We start from the raw sequence: 14,691 nt of genomic DNA, 5'->3' as shown, positions 1-14,691 counted from the left end.
AACACGCTCGGTCAACACGGACCGCGACCCGTGCGGACCGACATCACCGCCTGGCGTGTCAACTTCCAGCCGTCGCCGTGTCGTTCGACGTAACCAAGTGCTCGGAGTTCGTACAACCTCGCGATCGCCTCGTCCCGCGTGGTCGGCGCGCCGAGCGCGATCTCGTCGACGGGGGCCGCGCGGTTGCCGGGCAGGGCGGCGAGGACCGCCCGGGCGGCGGGTTCCAGCAGGTCACGTGGGAGGACGGGGCCCCGGCGGGCCGGGGCCAGCTCACCCATGTCACCCACGAGTTCCACGACTTCCGCGGCATCGGTGACCAGCGTGGCCTCTCCGCACAGCAGTTCGTGCACGCCTGCGGAGAGAGCGCTGGTGGCGGGGCCGGGCACGCCCATGGTGAACCGTCCGAGGCGCGCTGCGGCCCGCGCGGTGGCCAGCGAGCCGCTGCGGGCGGCGGCCTCCACGACGACGGTGCCCCTGGTCAGTGCGGCGATGACGCGGTTGCGCTGGATGAACCGGCTCGGCGTCGGATGGTCCCCCGGCGGCAGCTCTCCGACCACCAGTCCCTGTTCCGCGATCCGGCCGATCAGGGCGGCGTGGCCGCGGGGGTAGGGCCGGTCGACGCCGCAGGCCAGGACGGCGGCGGTGGCTCCGCGGGCGGCGAGGGCGCCCCGGTGGGCGGCGCCGTCGACGCCGTACGCGCCGCCCGAGACCACGACCCAGCCCCGCTCGGCGAGCCCTGCGGCGAGGGTGGCGGCCATATGGGTGCCGTACTCGGTGCAGGCGCGTGCCCCCACGACGGCCACGGATCTGAGCGCCCACATCCGCAGACGGGGCCGGCCCCGCACCCACAGCCCGATGGGCCGGGCGTCCCCGAGATCGTCGAGCTGCCGGGGCCACTCCGCGTCGTCGGGCCCCACGAACCGCGCCCCGGCGGCCCGCGCCACGGCAAGATCCCGCTCCGGTTCGGCCCGCCGGGCCCGCGCGACCAGCCCGGCCCACCGCACGTCACTCACCCCGGGCAGGGCCCGCACGCCCTCCTTCAGCCGCCGCACCACCTGCCCCACCCCGAACTCCCGAACCCACCGCCCGCCCACCTCGTCCCCCGGCTCGACGACCCGACAGAGAAACACCCGCCCGAGCAGCTCGTCGTCCGCGTCCTCGTCCGTGGTCATGTCAGCGCCCCGATGGCCATCGGCACCCCTCGGGGGACTCCGGTGCGCAGCTGCAGGGCCAGGGCGACGTCGGTCGCGTCCGGACGGTCGTGCCCGACGAGGTCGGCGACGGTCCAGGCGACGCGCAGGACACGGTCGATCCCGCGGGCGGTGAGGACACCCCGCTCAAGGTTGCGTTCGGCCTCGTCCATGGCGCCGGCGACGGGGTGGTGGCGGCTGCGCAGTTCCCGCCCCGGTACTTCGCTGTTGGTGCGCCATGGTGTGCCGGCCAGGCGGGCCGCCGTACGGTCGCGGGCCTGTCGCACCCGCTCGGCCACGGTCGCCGTGGACTCGCCCCGGGCCTCGGGCTGGGTGAGCTGGGCGCGCGTGACCGGGTCGACCTCGACCCGTAGGTCCACCCGGTCCAGCAGGGGGCCGGAGAGCCGGGACTGGTAGCGGCGGATCGCCGACGGCGGGCACTCGCACAGGGAGTCGCGTTGCGAGAAGCGTCCACAGGGGCAGGGATTGGCCGCCAGCACCATGAGAAAGCGTGCCGGGAACCGGACGACGCCCGCGCTGCGTGCGATCACCACGTGCCCGGACTCCAGCGGCTGCCGCAGGGCGTCGAGGGTCTGGCTGTGGAACTCGGGCGCCTCGTCCAGGAACAGCACGCCACGGTGGGCGAGGGAGACCGCACCGGGCCGGGCGATGCCGGGGCCTCCGCCGACGAGTGACTGCATCGTGGCCGAGTGGTGCGGGGCGCAGTAAGGAGCGACGTCGATGAGCGGCTTGCCCGGTGGCAGCAGTCCAGCCACCGAGTGCACCGCCGTGACCTCCAGCGACTCCGCCCGGGTGAGCCGGGGAAGGACGGCGGGCAGCCGCTCGGCGAGCATGGTCTTGCCCGCGCCGGGCGGTCCCTCCAGGAACAGGTGGTGTCCTCCGGCGGCGGCCACTTCCACGGCCGTGCGGGCCGAGGTCTGGCCGACGACGTCCGCCAGGTCGTGATCGTGGTCGTGCTGAGCGGCGCCGACGCTGTGCATACCGGTGGCCGCGCCGGTGCCGGGCATGCGCAGCCCGGCCAGCAGGGGGTCGGGGCGCCCCTGCTCGTCCGGTTCCTCGTCGAGGACGGGCTCTTCGGTGAGGACCGCGATGAGCTGCCGCAGACTGCGGACGCCGAGCACCGATACGCCGGGGACCAGCGAGGCCTCGGCGGCGGCGCACTCGGGCACGACCACCTGCTCGTAGCCGGCGTCGGCCGCGGCGAGGACGGCCGGGAGGATGCCGCGGACCGGTCGGACCCGGCCGTCCAGGCCCAGCTCCCCGATCATGACGATGTCCGCGAGGACGCGCGGGTCGATCCGTTCGGCGGCGCCGAGCACCGCGCAGGCGACGGCGAGATCGAAGCCGGAGCCGGCTTTGGGCACCGACGCGGGGCTGAGTCCGACGGTGAGCTTCTTCTGCGGCCATTCGCCGCCCGAGTTCACCACCGCCGCCCTGACCCTGTCGCGGCTTTCCGTCAGGCTCTTGTCCGGGAGGCCGACCAGGGTGAAGGCGGCGACGCCGGGTTCCAGGTCGGCCTGGACCTCGACGACGACTCCCTCGACACCGACCAGGGCCACGGAGCATGTGCGGGCGAATCCCATTCAGGCCACCCCCCGTGCGTGCTCGACGGACGGGCCGCCACGGTGCGGCAGCAGGACGCCGATCAGGTCGATGCGGACGCCTCCCGGCGGGGCTCCTCCGTGGGCCTGGATCCAGCGTTCCGCCAGGCCGCGCAGGCGTTCGGCCTTCCGGGGTGTGATCGCGGCCATCGGATGCTGGAAGGCCCCGCCCCTGCGGGTCTTCACCTCGCAGACGACCAGGGCATCTCCGTCCCTGGCCACGATGTCGATCTCGCCGGACCTGCCGGAACGCCAGTTGCGCTCCAGGATCGTCATGCCGGCCTCGGCGAGTCGCCGGGCGGCCAGGTCCTCGCCGTACTTGCCGAGTCCACTGCGTGTCTTGCTCATGTCGGCACCACCTCCGGCGCCAACGGTCACGCATCCCGGCTTCAGTTGTTGATCTTGGTGCGCTACCCGGCGGTTGTGGAAAACTCCGTCACCCGCACAGGTGAGGCGGGATCACCCGCCCGGCAGCTCCAGGTCGCTCTTGTTGAGCTCCTCGATGTTCACGTCCTTGAACGTAAGGACCCTGACCTGCTTCACGAAGCGGGCCGGCCGGTACATGTCCCAGACCCAGGCGTCGGCCATCGACACCTCGAAGAACACCTCGCCCTGAACCGAGTGCACCTGCATCTCGTAGTCATTGGTGAGGTAGAAGCGCCGCTCGGTCTCGATCACGTATTTGAACAGACCGACGACATCTCGGTACTCCCGGTAGAGCTTCAGCTCCATCTCGGTCTCGTACTTCTCGAGGTCCTCGGCGCTCATGGCATGTTCCCCTTCAGCCGTGCGATCCCCCCATTGTGCGCCAGTCCGACGGGCCCTCAGACGATTTCCGGGTCGAGGGTCACGGGACTGGCCGGGGGACCCTCGTCGAGCAGCGTGCGCAGCAGCTCGGCGAGTCTGGTCGGATACACCGTCTCATGTGCCCGGGTCAGTTCCTGACACGTCCACCAGCGTGCTCCGGCGACACTGCGCCGCTCCAGTTCCGTGAGCCCCTGCGCCGCGGTGGCCGTCTGTGTCGTACGGGCCAGGTAGTACCACTCGTCCTGGTTCCAGCGGCGGCCCGCGAACGGGAAGGAGCACCTGCGCCGCCACAGCACCGGCCCGAGGTCGACGTCGGTGATTCCGGTCTCCTCGGCGAGTTCCCTGAGTGCGGCCTCCTCGCGCGTCTCGGCGCCCTCCAGACCGCCGCCCGGGGTGAACCACCAGTCGTCGGCCTTGTCGTCCGGCTCATGGCCGTGCAGGAGGAGGATGCGGTCCTGGGGGTCCAGGAGGACCACTCGGGCCACCTTGCGCGGGGCGCCCTCGCCCCCGTCCCCGCCCCCGTCCTCGCCCGTCCGCGTGGGCTCAGCGGACACCGGCCGTCTCCGTGCGGGCGGTACGGGCGCGGGAACGGCTCATGCGCCCCGCGATCGGGCCGTAGGCACCGCCGGCCAGGACCAGGACGGCACCGGCGACGATCAGCAGCTCGATCGTGCTCAGCGGGCCGGGCTGCGAGAGGGCACCGAGCGTCTGGAAACCGGTGGGGCGCTTGAGGGGGCCCTTCCAGGGCCATATGACGGCGTCCACGCGGGCGGTCACGGCGTCCCGGGAGACCGTGCCCTTGGCGGCGTCGGTGAGGTGGGCCGTGGAGTCCAGGGAACCCTGGCGCTCGTCACCGAGGAGGAACAGGCGGCCCTGGGGGACGGTCACCGTCGGGATGGTCTTGGTCTCGGCGAGGCTGCCCTTGGGCAGATACGGCTCGTCGATCTGCTTGCCGTTGACGGTCAGCTTGCCGTCGGTGCAGCAGGAGACGGTGTCGCCGCCGACCGCGACCACGCGCTTGACCACCTTGGAGCCTGCGACCCAGCTCCGGTCCTCGAAGACGACGACGTCGCCGCGCTTGACCTCGCTGCCGTCGACCTTCTGCGCCAGCACACGGTCACCGACGTCGATCGTGGGGGTCATGGAGCTGGTGGGCACGGTGTACGGCCGGTAGCTCACCGCTGCCCAGCCGAACCCGCCGAGGAACAGCACCAGCCCCAGCGCCACCGCGACTCCGGACAACCGCTGTCCGAGCCCCTGCCTGCTCTCACCAGTCATGGACCCGGACCCTACCCGGCGGTACCCGGGCTTGCCCACCCACCTGGGTGACTTCGGCGGGCGGGCCCGATCGCCCGTTGTGTCGCGGCCCGCTTGTCAGCCGCGCTTCGTCTTCACCGCACGCCGGCGCCGCCACACCGCCACCGGCAGCACCGCTCCGACGGCCATGCCCTGCGGGGCCACCGTCAGGGCGGCGGACGCCGAGGTCTGCTGCCCGATGCCGGGCTGGTCGAAGGTGTCCGGGACCGGCAGGGTGCCCCAGCGGTTGATCGGCCAGGCCTTGACGATCGCGCGGCCGACGACCTTGCCGACGGGGACCATGCCGTGGTTCTTGTCGGACTGGTTGTAGCGGGAGTCCTTGGAGTTCTGGCGGTGGTCGCCCATCACCCAGATGTAGCCCTTGGGGACCTTCACCTTGAACTGGCCACCGACCTGGTCGTCGGTGCAGGGCGTGTTGCCGGGGTAGACGTACGGCTCGTTCAGCGCCTTGCCGTTGACCAGCAGCGGGCCGGTGCCCTTGCACTGGACGGTGTCGCCGCCGACGCCGATCACGCGCTTGATGAGGTCCTTCTCGTTGGCGGACGGCATCAGGCCGATCCAGCTGAGGACCTGCTGCACGGCGTTCGGGGTCGGCGCCGGTTCGCCCGCCAGCCAGTCGTCCGGGTCGTGGAAGACGACGACCTCACCGCGCTCGGGCTGGGAGCCGAACCACGGGGTGAGCTTGTCGACCAGGACGCGGTCACCCACCTGGAGGGTGTTCTGCATCGAGGCGGAGGGGATCGAGAACGCCTGCACCAGGAACGTCTTGATCAGCAGCGCCAGGACCAGCGCGATGACGACGAGGATCGGCAGCTCCTTCCAGAAGGAGCGCGGCTGCTTCTTCGGCCGGCCGGCCGCCTCGCCCGCACCCTCGCCCTGGGTCCTCGGCCGCTGCCCGTGCTCCGGCGTGCCCTCGCCGCCGGCTGGTTCATTCTCTGAGGTCATGGCGCTGTCCGGTGCGGGGGCGTTCGCTTCCACGGGGTGCCCGCGGTGCTCCTCGCCGTCGTGCCCCGACCGTGCGCCAACCGCCACATCCCCCACGCCAACTCCTTACTCTGTGCCGCCGCCTGCCCCACATACGACGCAGGCCCACCACTCCCATAACGAGCGGGAGTTCCGCAGGGGTCGGGAGCTCGGTCATTCCGTTCGGATTCTCGGAGGCAACCCTATGCGACGCCCGGGGACCGGCGGTCGCCCCCGACACGGAGTCGGCGACGCTTGCGAAGGTTTTAGGTTCCCGCAGACGTGCCCAGTGGCCCATCGGCCAGCCGATGACGATGGCCCGGCCGACGACGGAGTCCTCGGAGACCGTGCCGCCGTAGGGAGTGTTCTGGTGGGCGCGGGAGTCGGCGGAGTCCTCCCGGTGGTCGCCCATCACCCACAGGCGGCCCTTGGGCACGGTGATGTCGAAGGGTGTGGAGGCGGGCGACGTGCCCGGGTAGAGGTAGTCCCCTTCGGTGAGCGGCACACCGTTGACGGTCACGCGGCCCTGCGCGTCACAGCACTTGACGTGGTCGCCGCCGACCCCGATGACCCGTTTGATCAGGTCTTTCTCGTTGTCCGACGGAAGCAGGCCGATGAAGGTGAGGCCTTCCTTGAGCTGTTTGACGACGACCGGGTCGTGCTTCTTGGCCGTCTGCTCGTCGGCCAGCCAGCCGCCCGGGTCGTGGAAGACGACGACGTCCCCGCGCTGCGGCGTGGAGCCGAACCACGGGGTGAGCTTGTCGACCAGGACGCGGTCGCCGATCCGGATGGTCTGCTCCATCGAGCCGGACGGGATCACGAACGCCTGGACGAGGAAGGTCTTCAGGACCAGCGCTATCAGGACGGCCACACCGACCAGAAGCGGGATCTCCCGCACGGCCGAACGACGGCGCTTGCGTTTGACCTTGCGCTGGAGTTTCCGGCGCTCCGCGCGCGTACGGCCGCCGCCGGGCGCGGAGGCGCGGCGCGACCCGGTGGGCAGCAGTTCGTCGGCGGGGCTGCTGGGCACCCCGCGCCGTTTTCCGCGGTTACCCATGGGCGCCCTCCGGCGAAGCGGCGGGCACGCGCGCGTAGGCGGACGGCCGCGTCAGATGCGTCCAGTGGGCGTACGGCCACAGGATCCAGTCGGCGCGGCCGATGACGTCGCCGACCGGGATCATGCCGCCGCCGGGCGAGCCGAGATGGTCCCGGGAGTCGCTGGAGTCGCTGCGGTGGTCGCCGAGGACGAACAGACGGCCGGCGGGCACGGCGACGTCGAAGGGCACGCCGGAGGCGCTGTCCCCCGGATAGAGGAACGCCGACTCGTCGACCGCGCGGCCGTTCACCTCGATCCTTCCCTTCTTGTCGCAGCAGACGACATGGTCTCCCCCCACCCCCACGACGCGCTTGACGTAGTCCGCGTCCCCGAAATACCCGGTGCCGTCGAAGACGATCACATCACCGCGGCGTGGCTGAGCACCGAAACGGTACGCCAACTTATTTACGAGAACGCGGTCCCCGATCCTCAAACGCTGTTCCATGGATCCGCTCGGAATCTGGAACGGTTGCACCACGAAAGCGTTGAGGACCAGCAAAAACGCCAGGCAGGCGAAGAGGGTGAGGGTGATCCGGCCGCCCGGCAGCCAGTCGGCGATCCGTGCCACCAACGCGAAACGCGACCGCTCCTCCGGACCCGGGGAATCCGGGTGGGAGGAACGGTCGCGTTCCGTCGGCTGTGCTTCGGTGTCCATCGGAGCCAGATGCTATCCGGCTCCGCTGTGAGCCCGGTGCGGGCCGGGACACCGGGAAAGCGCTCAGCTCTCGCGCTTCTCCTTGATCTTCGCGGCCTTGCCGCGCAGGTCACGGAGGTAGTACAGCTTGGCGCGGCGCACGTCACCACGGGTGACCAGCTCGATCTTCTCGACGATCGGGGTGTGCACCGGGAAGGTGCGCTCGACGCCGACGGAGAACGAGACCTTGCGGACCGTGAAGGTCTCGCGGACACCGGAGCCCTGGCGACGGATCACAACGCCCTTGAACTGCTGCACACGGGAGCGGTTGCCCTCGATGACGCGGACGTGGACGTTGACGGTGTCACCCGGGCGGAAGGCCGGGATGTCGCTGCGCAGCGACGCGGCGTCGACGGAGTCGAGCAGGTGAGACATTTCGTCTGCTTTCTTCGCTGATGCCACAGGTCATCAACGGAAACTAGGTGTACAGGAAGTCTGCCGTGCGGGTCGGGGCGGGCGTCGTCTCCCCCTGTGGCAGGGGCGCACGCCGGACGGGCGCACAACAGCGGTCTATTCTTCCACGCCCTCGGCCCGGCGCCAAAATCGGCCGTACGGCTCCCCGTCCGGGTCGGGCTCCCAGCCCAGGATGGAGAGCATCTCGCGGTCCTTCTTGTCGAAGGCCTTCGGGTCGCAGCGTTCGATCAGGTCGGGCCGGTTGGCGGTCGTACGCCGCAGCGCCTCGTCGCGGCGCCAGCGGGCGATCTTCCCGTGGTGGCCGCTGAGCAGCACGTCCGGGATGTCCCGGCCGCGCCAGACGGGCGGCTTGGTGTAGACGGGGCCTTCCAGGAGGCTCGCCATCGCGCCGGGCGCGAACGAGTCGTCGCGGTGGGACTCGGCGTTGCCGAGGACCCCGGGCAGCAGCCGGGCGACGGCTTCCGTGATGACGAGGACGGCCGCCTCGCCACCGGCGAGCACGTAGTCACCGATGGAGACCTCGTGCACGGGCATGCGGGTCGCGTACTCATCGATCACGCGCCGGTCGATTCCCTCGTAGCGGGCCGGCGTGAAGATCAGCCAGGGGCGCTCGGCGAGTTCGACGGCCAGTTCCTGGGTGAAGGGGCGCCCGCTGGGGGTGGGGACGATCAGCGCGGGGGCGCGGTCGCCGGAGTCGTAGCCGTCGGCGAGGACCGTGTCCAGGGCGTCGCCCCAGGGGTCGGTCTTCATGACCATGCCGGGTCCGCCGCCGTACGGGGTGTCGTCCACCGTGTTGTGGCGGTCGTACGTCCAGTTCCGCAGGTCGTGCACGTGGACGTTCAGCTGCCCACGCGCGCGTGCCTTGCCGACGAGGGAGACGTTCAGGGGTTCCAGGTACTCGGGGAAGATCGTGACGACGTCGAGGCGCATTACGACTCTTCTCCGGAGGCTTCCCGGGCGGACGCGATCTCGGCGCGGTCGTCGATCAGGCCCGGCGGCGGGGCGACTACGGCCTTCTGCTCGTCCAGGTCGATCTCGGTGACGATCTCCTCCACGAAGGGGATCATGACCTCGGACCCGTCCGGGCGCTCCACGATGAACAGGTCCTGCGAGGGCAGGTGCGAGATCTCGGTGATCCGGCCGACCTCCACGCCGTCCTCGGTGACCACGTCGAGGTCGATGAGCTGGTGGTCGTAGTACTCGTCCTCGCCCTCGGGCAGCTCCTCCGGGTCGACCTCGGCGATCAGGAGGGTGTTGCGCAGGGCCTCGGCCGCGGTGCGGTCGGCGACGCCCTCGAAGCGCAGGAGGAGACGGCCGCTGTGGACACGTCCCGTCTCGATGGTCAGCGGTCCCGCGGAGGCGGGATCCGTGGCGAGTACGGCGCCGGGCGCGAGCCTGAGTTCCGGCTCGTCGGTACGTACCTCGACGGTGACCTCGCCCTTGATGCCATGGGCACGGCCGATCCGTGCGACTACCAGCTGCACGTGTCCAATTCTCCTGTCATCTCCTGCCGGCGTCCTCTCATACGACTGCGGGCCGGGGACGGCCAGTGGCCCTCCCCGGCCCGAGCCGGTTGCGATGAAGCGTCAGCGGACGTGATCCACGTCGACCAGGTCGACGCGGACACCGCGACCGCCGATGGCGCCCACGACGGTGCGCAGGGCGCGCGCGGTGCGGCCGTTGCGGCCGATCACCTTGCCGAGGTCGTCCGGGTGTACCCGGACCTCCAGCACGCGCCCGCGGCGCAGGTTGCGCGAGGCGACCTGCACATCGTCAGGGTTGTCGACGATGCCCTTCACGAGGTGCTCAAGCGCCTCTTCGAGCATGCTGCTCAGGCCTCGGTCGACTCGGACTCGGCAGCGGCCTCGTCCTTCTTCTCAGCCTTCTTCTTCTGGGTGATCGCCTCACCCTTGCCCTCGTCGTCACCGCCGAGAGCCTCGAACGACGGACGGGCCGGCTTCGGCTCGGCGACGAGCAGCGGCGCGGGAGCCGGCTCGCCCTTGAACTTCTGCCAGTCGCCGGTCTTCTTCAGGATGGCGAGCACGGGCTCGGTCGGCTGCGCGCCGACACCCAGCCAGTACGCCACGCGCTCGGCGTCCACCTCGATGACCGACGGGTTGTAGGTCGGGTGGTACTTGCCGATCTCCTCGATGGCCCGGCCGTCACGGCGGGTACGGGAGTCGGCGACGACGATGCGGTAGTGAGGCGAACGGATCTTGCCCAGACGCTTCAGCTTGATCTTGACTGCCACGGGAGTGGGTTCTCCTGGATTTGACGTGGTTGGGCACGGCGAGCTGCCGCGTGGGGTTGCGGTACCCGAATGCCCGATGGACGCGTCAGCCGGAGGAGAGAGGGGTCCTGTGCGGCTGTCGAGTACAGCTAGCCATTGTGCCACACCCTGTGGGTCGCTTCGGGCCGAGGGTGAGTGAGTGCGCGTGGGCATGCCGGAGAGGCACCCGGCGTGGAGGTGAGGTCACGTCGGGTGCGCTGCCCGGTCGCAGGCGGGACCACTTCCGGCACCCACGAGATGCCGGTATGCGCGGCCCGCGATCATGCCGCCCCCGCGACCTCCGGGATTCTGAACGGCTTGCCGCAGCCGCCGCAGACGATGGGGGCCTGGGCCAGGACCGAGGGGACCACGCGGACGTTGCGGCCGCAGTCGCAGACCGCCTTGACGCGGACGCCGCCGCCGGAGGAGCCGTGCCGGGCGGCCGGACCGCGGAAGGTGCGGGAGGTGTCCGAGGAGGTGGCCGCCGTGTGGGCCCGCAGCGCGCGTTGCAGCCGCTCGATGGTCGGGCGGTAGCGCCGCTTGGCCTCGGGGTTGAGCGTGACCAGGGAGAAGCCGCTGCTCGGGTGCGGCTCCTCGGGGTGGTCGAGGCCCATTTCCTCGGCGATCGCGAGGAAACGGCGGTTGTGGTAGCGGCCGGCGCGGGAGGTGTCGCGGATCCCACGGGCGGCTGCGATGCCGTGGACTGCCTCATGAAGCAGTCGCTCGAAGGAGAGTTCGTGACCGCACGCGGACGACGACTCCCCGATCAGGGACTCTGGCGCGGCGAGGTCCGGCAGCTCGGGGTGGTACCGCTGAATGTCGGCCCACGCCTGTGCCAGCTCTGCGGCGAGAACAGGTGGTGTCTGTGTCGTGCTCACGTAATGACAACGAGCGGGAGCTCGAATGTGTTCCTATTCCGGGTCATCTCAAATAATTTGCACGTACCCGTCAGTTGGCACTGATGCGTCCGGACGAGGGCGGGTGCGCAGATCTGCGGAGAAGCCGCACAGCTCCTACCAAGCTGGTGCGTAGTCCGCCGTACGACCCGGCATGTACGGCCCGGTGCCGCTGTGGTCGGCGGTTGCGCAAGAGACGTTTCGGCCGCTCTCCTCGCGATGCCTCACTTCGGTCAGCGTCTGTGACGGCCGTGACGTTACCGCTCGCCGTCCGGCGCCCCGGCACCGGTCGGTACCCCGGAAGCGGACACCGTATGGCCTTGCGGATGACGGGGATGTGAAATCTCGCCACACCCGCGTCCGGAGTCCAAGCGGGAGCCCACGCCCCCTGGACGGGTCGGCGAGCCGGGAGTTACCTGACATACGTGGGAAGTGCGCGCGCACGGCACGGGGGCCACGCAACCGGGCACAGCGGCGAACTGTCGGCGGATTGGGGCGCTTACCTATGACACCTACGCTCGTGCGGCAGCACGCGTTGCACGCGGATTCCGCACCCCGCGTGGATCTGTGCGCACGCGCGCGTGACTGGTCCGAGATCCAGGAGCGGATGCTGGTGCCGCTCTACGAAGCCGTCTACGAACGACTCGAAGTGGGTCCCGCCACCCGGCTGCTGGGCCTGCGCTGCGGTTCCGGGCTCGCGCTGCTGCTGGCGGCGGGCAGAGCTGCCACGGTCACGGGGGTCGACACCTCCTCCCCCGAACGGCTCGCCCTCGCCCGCGAACGGCTGCTGCCGCAAGCCCCGCGGGACGGCAACGGCGACATGGCCGTGCACGGCGGAAGCAGCCGCCCACGCGCGCGTACGCAGGCGCGGCTCGTCGACGGCCCGCCCCGTGACGCGGCCGGCGCTCAGACGGCCACGTACGGCCTGGTGACCGTCTTCGAGCCGATCGGCTGTCTCGCCGGCGACTCCGAGGGGCTCGGCGAGCTGCTCGCAGAGGCGCTGCCGCTGGCCGCGCCCGGCGCCGCCGTGGTGCTGACCGGGTGGGGCCCTCCGGAGCGCTGCGCCACCTCCTCGGTGCTGCGGGTGGCGACGAAACTGGCCGATCCGCTGCGCAGCGCGCGCAGCTGGCGGCCCGCCCGGCGGGACGACCTGGAGGAGGTCGCCCAGCGGGCGGGGCTGAAGCCCGACGGCTCGGGGCGGGTGGCCTGCCCGTTCGGGTACGCCGACGTCGACAGCGCGGTACGCGGGCTGCTGTCGACCGGCCTGTTCGACGCGGCGATCGCGGCCACCGACGCCAAGCAGGTCGACAAGGAGCTGACGGAGGCCCTGCATCCGCACCGGCGCCCGGACGGGACCGTCTGGATGCCGAACGTCTTCCGCTACCTCGTCGCCCGGGTGCCCCAGGACGCCCGGGTGCCCTAGGGGGTGTCGCTCTCCTTGGCCAGGCGCGGGATCCCCGCGATCCGGTACGCGTCCGCCTCCTCCAGCGTCTCGCTCGCCAGCAGCGCCTCGGCGAGAGCGTCCAACTGGCCGCGGTGGTCGCGGAGCTTGCGGCAGGCCTCCTCGTAGCACTCGTCGACGATCCGGCGCATCTCGGCGTCGATCACGTCGAGGGTCTGCGGGGCGGCGGCGAGGCCGTAGGCCTGCTGGGCGTCGTTGGGAAGGGCGGAGAGGCGGCCGACCTCCCGGCTCATGCCCCAGCGGGACACCATCCCGCGCGCGATGTTGGTGACCTGTTCCAGGTCGCTCTCGGAACCTGTGGTGATCACGCCGTAGACGACCTGCTCGGCCGCCATGCCGCCGAGGGCGCCGATGATCCGGCCGCGCAGATACTCCTCGGTGTACGCGTACTTGTCGGCGTCCGGTGTGGAGAGGGTGACGCCGAGCGCGCGGCCGCGGGGCACGATGGTGATCTTGCGGACCGGGTCGGCGCCCGGCTGGAGCATGCCGAGCAGGGCGTGCCCGCTCTCGTGGTAGGCGGTGCGCCGGCGTTCCTCCTCGGGCATCACCAGCGGGCGTTCCGCGCCGAGCTGGACCTTCTCCAGTGCGTCGGAGAGGTCGGACTGGGTCACGTGCGCCTGTTTCCGCTTCACCGCGAGCAGCGCGGCCTCGTTGGCGAGGTTGGCCAGATCGGCGCCGGTCATGCCCGGGGTCGTACGGGCGACCTGGGCGAGGTCGACGTTCCCGGCGAGCGGGATGTCACGGGTGTGGATCTCCAGGATGGCCTCGCGGCCGCCGCGGTCCGGGGGCGAGACCTGGACCACCCGGTCGAAGCGGCCGGGGCGGGTCAGCGCCGGGTCGAGGATGTCGGCGCGGTTGGTGGCGGCGATGACGATGACGCCCTCCGAGCCGGAGAAGCCGTCCATCTCGGTGAGGATCTGGTTGAGGGTCTGCTCGCGCTCGTCGTGCCCGCCCATCGAGGCGCCGCCGCCGCGGGCCCGCCCGATGGTGTCGATCTCGTCGATGAAGATGATCGACGGGGCGACCTTGCGGGCCTCCGCGAACAGCTCCCGCACACGCGAGGCGCCCACGCCCACGATCATCTCGATGAACTCGGACGCGGACGCGGAGAAGAACGGCACACCCGCCTCGCCGGCCACCGCCCGCGCGAGCAGTGTCTTGCCGGTGCCGGGCGGGCCGGCCAGCAGCACCCCGCGGGGCATCTTGGCGCCCATACGGCGGTAGGCGTCGGGGTTCTTCAGGAAGTCGACGACGTCGTTCAGCTCGCCCTCGACCTCGTCGATGCCGGCCACGTCCTCGAAGGTGGTGCGCTTCTCGCCCGGCACCAGCTCGACCGGCTTCGGCGGTGCCTTGCGGCCCAGCATGCCGCCCGCGCCGCCGAGGCCCGCACTCATCCGCCGCGCGATGAAGATCCACAGGGCGACGATCACCAGCATCGGCGCCAGCGAGATCAGCAGGTTGGACAGGAAGCTGCGGTGCTGGACGACCGGCTCGGCGGTGACCGTCACCTTGTGCTTGGTCAGGTTCGCCCAGAGGTCGTCGTGCGCGAACGACGGGCGCTCGGTGTTGAACTTGGTGTAGTTCCCGCCGCCCTCGGGCTTCTTCTGCTGCTTGCGCAGCTGGCCCTGGATCGAGTCGCCCTTGGCGTAGATCTTGGCGACATTGCCGTCGTTGACCTGCTTGCTGAACTCGGTGTACGAGATCGTCGGCTCGTTGGCCTGGTCGAAGTAGGACAACACCAGGTTGGCGATCAGGTACACGACCAGCGCGGTGACGACCAGCCGCCACCAGCCCCCGCGCATCCGGCGCCCGCCGGGCGGCTGCTGCGGCGGCTCGTCCGGGGCGCCCTCGGTACGCCAGGGCTGGTCGGGTGACTTGCGTGGCGGCGCGGGGTTGGTCATATGCGGACGGTACGGCACTGACCAGACCCCGGCACGCGCAGAGGTGAACTCAGGGGCGGA

At 70.9% G+C, this 14,691-nt stretch carries 17 protein-coding genes; 1 reads left to right on the top strand and 16 read right to left on the bottom strand.

The annotated features are described in order from the left end of the window. Positions 1–11 precede the first annotated feature (11 nt). The 15 genes from dprA to ACIGXP_RS22430 all read right to left on the bottom strand — a co-directional run bounded on the left by dprA (position 12) and on the right by ACIGXP_RS22430 (position 11,250). Positions 12–1,172: a DNA-processing protein DprA gene (dprA, locus tag ACIGXP_RS22500; protein ID WP_399770807.1), complete on the bottom strand. Its 1,161-nt coding sequence runs from the start codon at positions 1,170–1,172 to the stop codon at positions 12–14. Continuing rightward, a complete protein-coding gene (locus ACIGXP_RS22495) occupies positions 1,169–2,794 on the bottom strand; it encodes a YifB family Mg chelatase-like AAA ATPase (RefSeq protein WP_399770805.1) in 1,626 nt (541 codons plus the stop codon). The genes dprA and ACIGXP_RS22495 overlap by 4 nt, the downstream gene beginning before the upstream one ends. Next, positions 2,795–3,160: a YraN family protein gene (locus ACIGXP_RS22490; protein ID WP_399770803.1), complete on the bottom strand. Its 366-nt coding sequence runs from the start codon at positions 3,158–3,160 to the stop codon at positions 2,795–2,797. A 111-nt stretch (positions 3,161–3,271) separates the two neighbouring features. After that, complete coding sequence (locus tag ACIGXP_RS22485) at positions 3,272–3,580, bottom strand: DUF2469 domain-containing protein (protein WP_003965949.1); 309 nt, start codon at positions 3,578–3,580, stop codon at positions 3,272–3,274. Between the two features lie 56 nt (positions 3,581–3,636). Further along, positions 3,637–4,173 carry an NUDIX hydrolase gene (locus ACIGXP_RS22480; protein WP_399770801.1) on the bottom strand — a complete coding sequence of 179 codons (537 nt, stop codon included), beginning with the start codon at positions 4,171–4,173 and terminating at the stop codon, positions 3,637–3,639. Beyond that, positions 4,163–4,897 carry a signal peptidase I gene (lepB, locus tag ACIGXP_RS22475; protein ID WP_399770798.1) on the bottom strand — a complete coding sequence of 245 codons (735 nt, stop codon included), beginning with the start codon at positions 4,895–4,897 and terminating at the stop codon, positions 4,163–4,165. The genes ACIGXP_RS22480 and lepB (ACIGXP_RS22475) overlap by 11 nt, the downstream gene beginning before the upstream one ends. Before the next feature lie 96 nt (positions 4,898–4,993). After that, complete coding sequence (lepB, locus tag ACIGXP_RS22470; RefSeq protein WP_399770796.1) at positions 4,994–5,977, bottom strand: signal peptidase I; 984 nt, start codon at positions 5,975–5,977, stop codon at positions 4,994–4,996. After that, positions 5,865–6,956, bottom strand: coding sequence for a signal peptidase I (gene lepB / locus ACIGXP_RS22465; RefSeq protein ID WP_363218170.1), 1,092 nt, complete (start codon positions 6,954–6,956; stop codon positions 5,865–5,867). The genes lepB (ACIGXP_RS22470) and lepB (ACIGXP_RS22465) overlap by 113 nt, the downstream gene beginning before the upstream one ends. Then, entirely contained in the window at positions 6,949–7,650 is a 702-nt protein-coding gene (gene lepB, locus ACIGXP_RS22460) for a signal peptidase I (protein WP_399770793.1), read from the bottom strand. The genes lepB (ACIGXP_RS22465) and lepB (ACIGXP_RS22460) overlap by 8 nt, the downstream gene beginning before the upstream one ends. Positions 7,651–7,713: 63 nt before the next feature. Continuing rightward, positions 7,714–8,064 carry a 50S ribosomal protein L19 gene (gene rplS, locus ACIGXP_RS22455; RefSeq protein ID WP_055704359.1) on the bottom strand — a complete coding sequence of 117 codons (351 nt, stop codon included), beginning with the start codon at positions 8,062–8,064 and terminating at the stop codon, positions 7,714–7,716. Positions 8,065–8,199: 135 nt separating this feature from the next. Next, positions 8,200–9,033, bottom strand: coding sequence for a tRNA (guanosine(37)-N1)-methyltransferase TrmD (gene trmD / locus ACIGXP_RS22450; protein WP_399770790.1), 834 nt, complete (start codon positions 9,031–9,033; stop codon positions 8,200–8,202). Beyond that, positions 9,033–9,587 carry a ribosome maturation factor RimM gene (gene rimM / locus ACIGXP_RS22445; protein WP_363218173.1) on the bottom strand — a complete coding sequence of 185 codons (555 nt, stop codon included), beginning with the start codon at positions 9,585–9,587 and terminating at the stop codon, positions 9,033–9,035. Before rimM ends, trmD begins: the two co-directional genes overlap by 1 nt. A 102-nt stretch (positions 9,588–9,689) precedes the next feature. Next, a complete protein-coding gene (locus ACIGXP_RS22440; protein WP_003973401.1) occupies positions 9,690–9,929 on the bottom strand; it encodes an RNA-binding protein in 240 nt (79 codons plus the stop codon). 5 nt (positions 9,930–9,934) lie between these two features. Beyond that, the gene (rpsP, locus tag ACIGXP_RS22435; RefSeq protein WP_030785131.1) at positions 9,935–10,354 is read right to left on the bottom strand and encodes a 30S ribosomal protein S16; all 420 of its coding nucleotides are present in this window, start codon (positions 10,352–10,354) and stop codon (positions 9,935–9,937) included. A gap of 299 nt (positions 10,355–10,653) precedes the next feature. Further along, positions 10,654–11,250, bottom strand: coding sequence for a hypothetical protein (locus ACIGXP_RS22430; protein WP_363218174.1), 597 nt, complete (start codon positions 11,248–11,250; stop codon positions 10,654–10,656). A 523-nt stretch (positions 11,251–11,773) separates the two neighbouring features. Here ACIGXP_RS22430 and ACIGXP_RS22425 point away from each other — a divergent pair. Beyond that, the gene (locus tag ACIGXP_RS22425) at positions 11,774–12,691 is read left to right on the top strand and encodes an SAM-dependent methyltransferase (protein WP_363218175.1); all 918 of its coding nucleotides are present in this window, start codon (positions 11,774–11,776) and stop codon (positions 12,689–12,691) included. On the opposite strand, the gene ftsH is transcribed toward ACIGXP_RS22425, so the two are convergent. Next, positions 12,688–14,631 carry an ATP-dependent zinc metalloprotease FtsH gene (ftsH, locus tag ACIGXP_RS22420; protein WP_399770785.1) on the bottom strand — a complete coding sequence of 648 codons (1,944 nt, stop codon included), beginning with the start codon at positions 14,629–14,631 and terminating at the stop codon, positions 12,688–12,690. The genes ACIGXP_RS22425 and ftsH overlap by 4 nt on opposite strands. Between the last annotated feature and the right edge of the window lie 60 nt (positions 14,632–14,691).

The sequence above is a fragment of the Streptomyces sp. NPDC053069 genome, from assembly GCF_044546895.1.
In the GTDB taxonomy this organism is placed as follows: domain Bacteria; phylum Actinomycetota; class Actinomycetes; order Streptomycetales; family Streptomycetaceae; genus Streptomyces.
The sequence above is the reverse complement of the archived record's forward strand: the minus strand, read 5'-3'. Positions and strand labels throughout refer to the sequence as shown.

What these genes read in the sequence shown, in the direction of transcription:
- dprA (WP_399770807.1), bottom strand. Translation starts at nt 1,172, where the DNA reads ATGACCACGGACGAGGACGCGGACGACGAGCTGCTCGGGCGGGTGTTT.
- ACIGXP_RS22495 (WP_399770805.1), bottom strand. Translation starts at nt 2,794, where the DNA reads ATGGGATTCGCCCGCACATGCTCCGTGGCCCTGGTCGGTGTCGAGGGA.
- ACIGXP_RS22490 (WP_399770803.1), bottom strand. Translation starts at nt 3,160, where the DNA reads ATGAGCAAGACACGCAGTGGACTCGGCAAGTACGGCGAGGACCTGGCC.
- ACIGXP_RS22485 (WP_003965949.1), bottom strand. Translation starts at nt 3,580, where the DNA reads ATGAGCGCCGAGGACCTCGAGAAGTACGAGACCGAGATGGAGCTGAAG.
- lepB (WP_399770798.1), bottom strand. Translation starts at nt 4,897, where the DNA reads ATGACTGGTGAGAGCAGGCAGGGGCTCGGACAGCGGTTGTCCGGAGTC.
- lepB (WP_363218170.1), bottom strand. Translation starts at nt 6,956, where the DNA reads ATGGGTAACCGCGGAAAACGGCGCGGGGTGCCCAGCAGCCCCGCCGAC.
- lepB (WP_399770793.1), bottom strand. Translation starts at nt 7,650, where the DNA reads ATGGACACCGAAGCACAGCCGACGGAACGCGACCGTTCCTCCCACCCG.
- rplS (WP_055704359.1), bottom strand. Translation starts at nt 8,064, where the DNA reads ATGTCTCACCTGCTCGACTCCGTCGACGCCGCGTCGCTGCGCAGCGAC.
- trmD (WP_399770790.1), bottom strand. Translation starts at nt 9,033, where the DNA reads ATGCGCCTCGACGTCGTCACGATCTTCCCCGAGTACCTGGAACCCCTG.
- ACIGXP_RS22440 (WP_003973401.1), bottom strand. Translation starts at nt 9,929, where the DNA reads ATGCTCGAAGAGGCGCTTGAGCACCTCGTGAAGGGCATCGTCGACAAC.
- ACIGXP_RS22425 (WP_363218175.1), top strand. Translation starts at nt 11,774, where the DNA reads ATGACACCTACGCTCGTGCGGCAGCACGCGTTGCACGCGGATTCCGCA.
- ftsH (WP_399770785.1), bottom strand. Translation starts at nt 14,631, where the DNA reads ATGACCAACCCCGCGCCGCCACGCAAGTCACCCGACCAGCCCTGGCGT.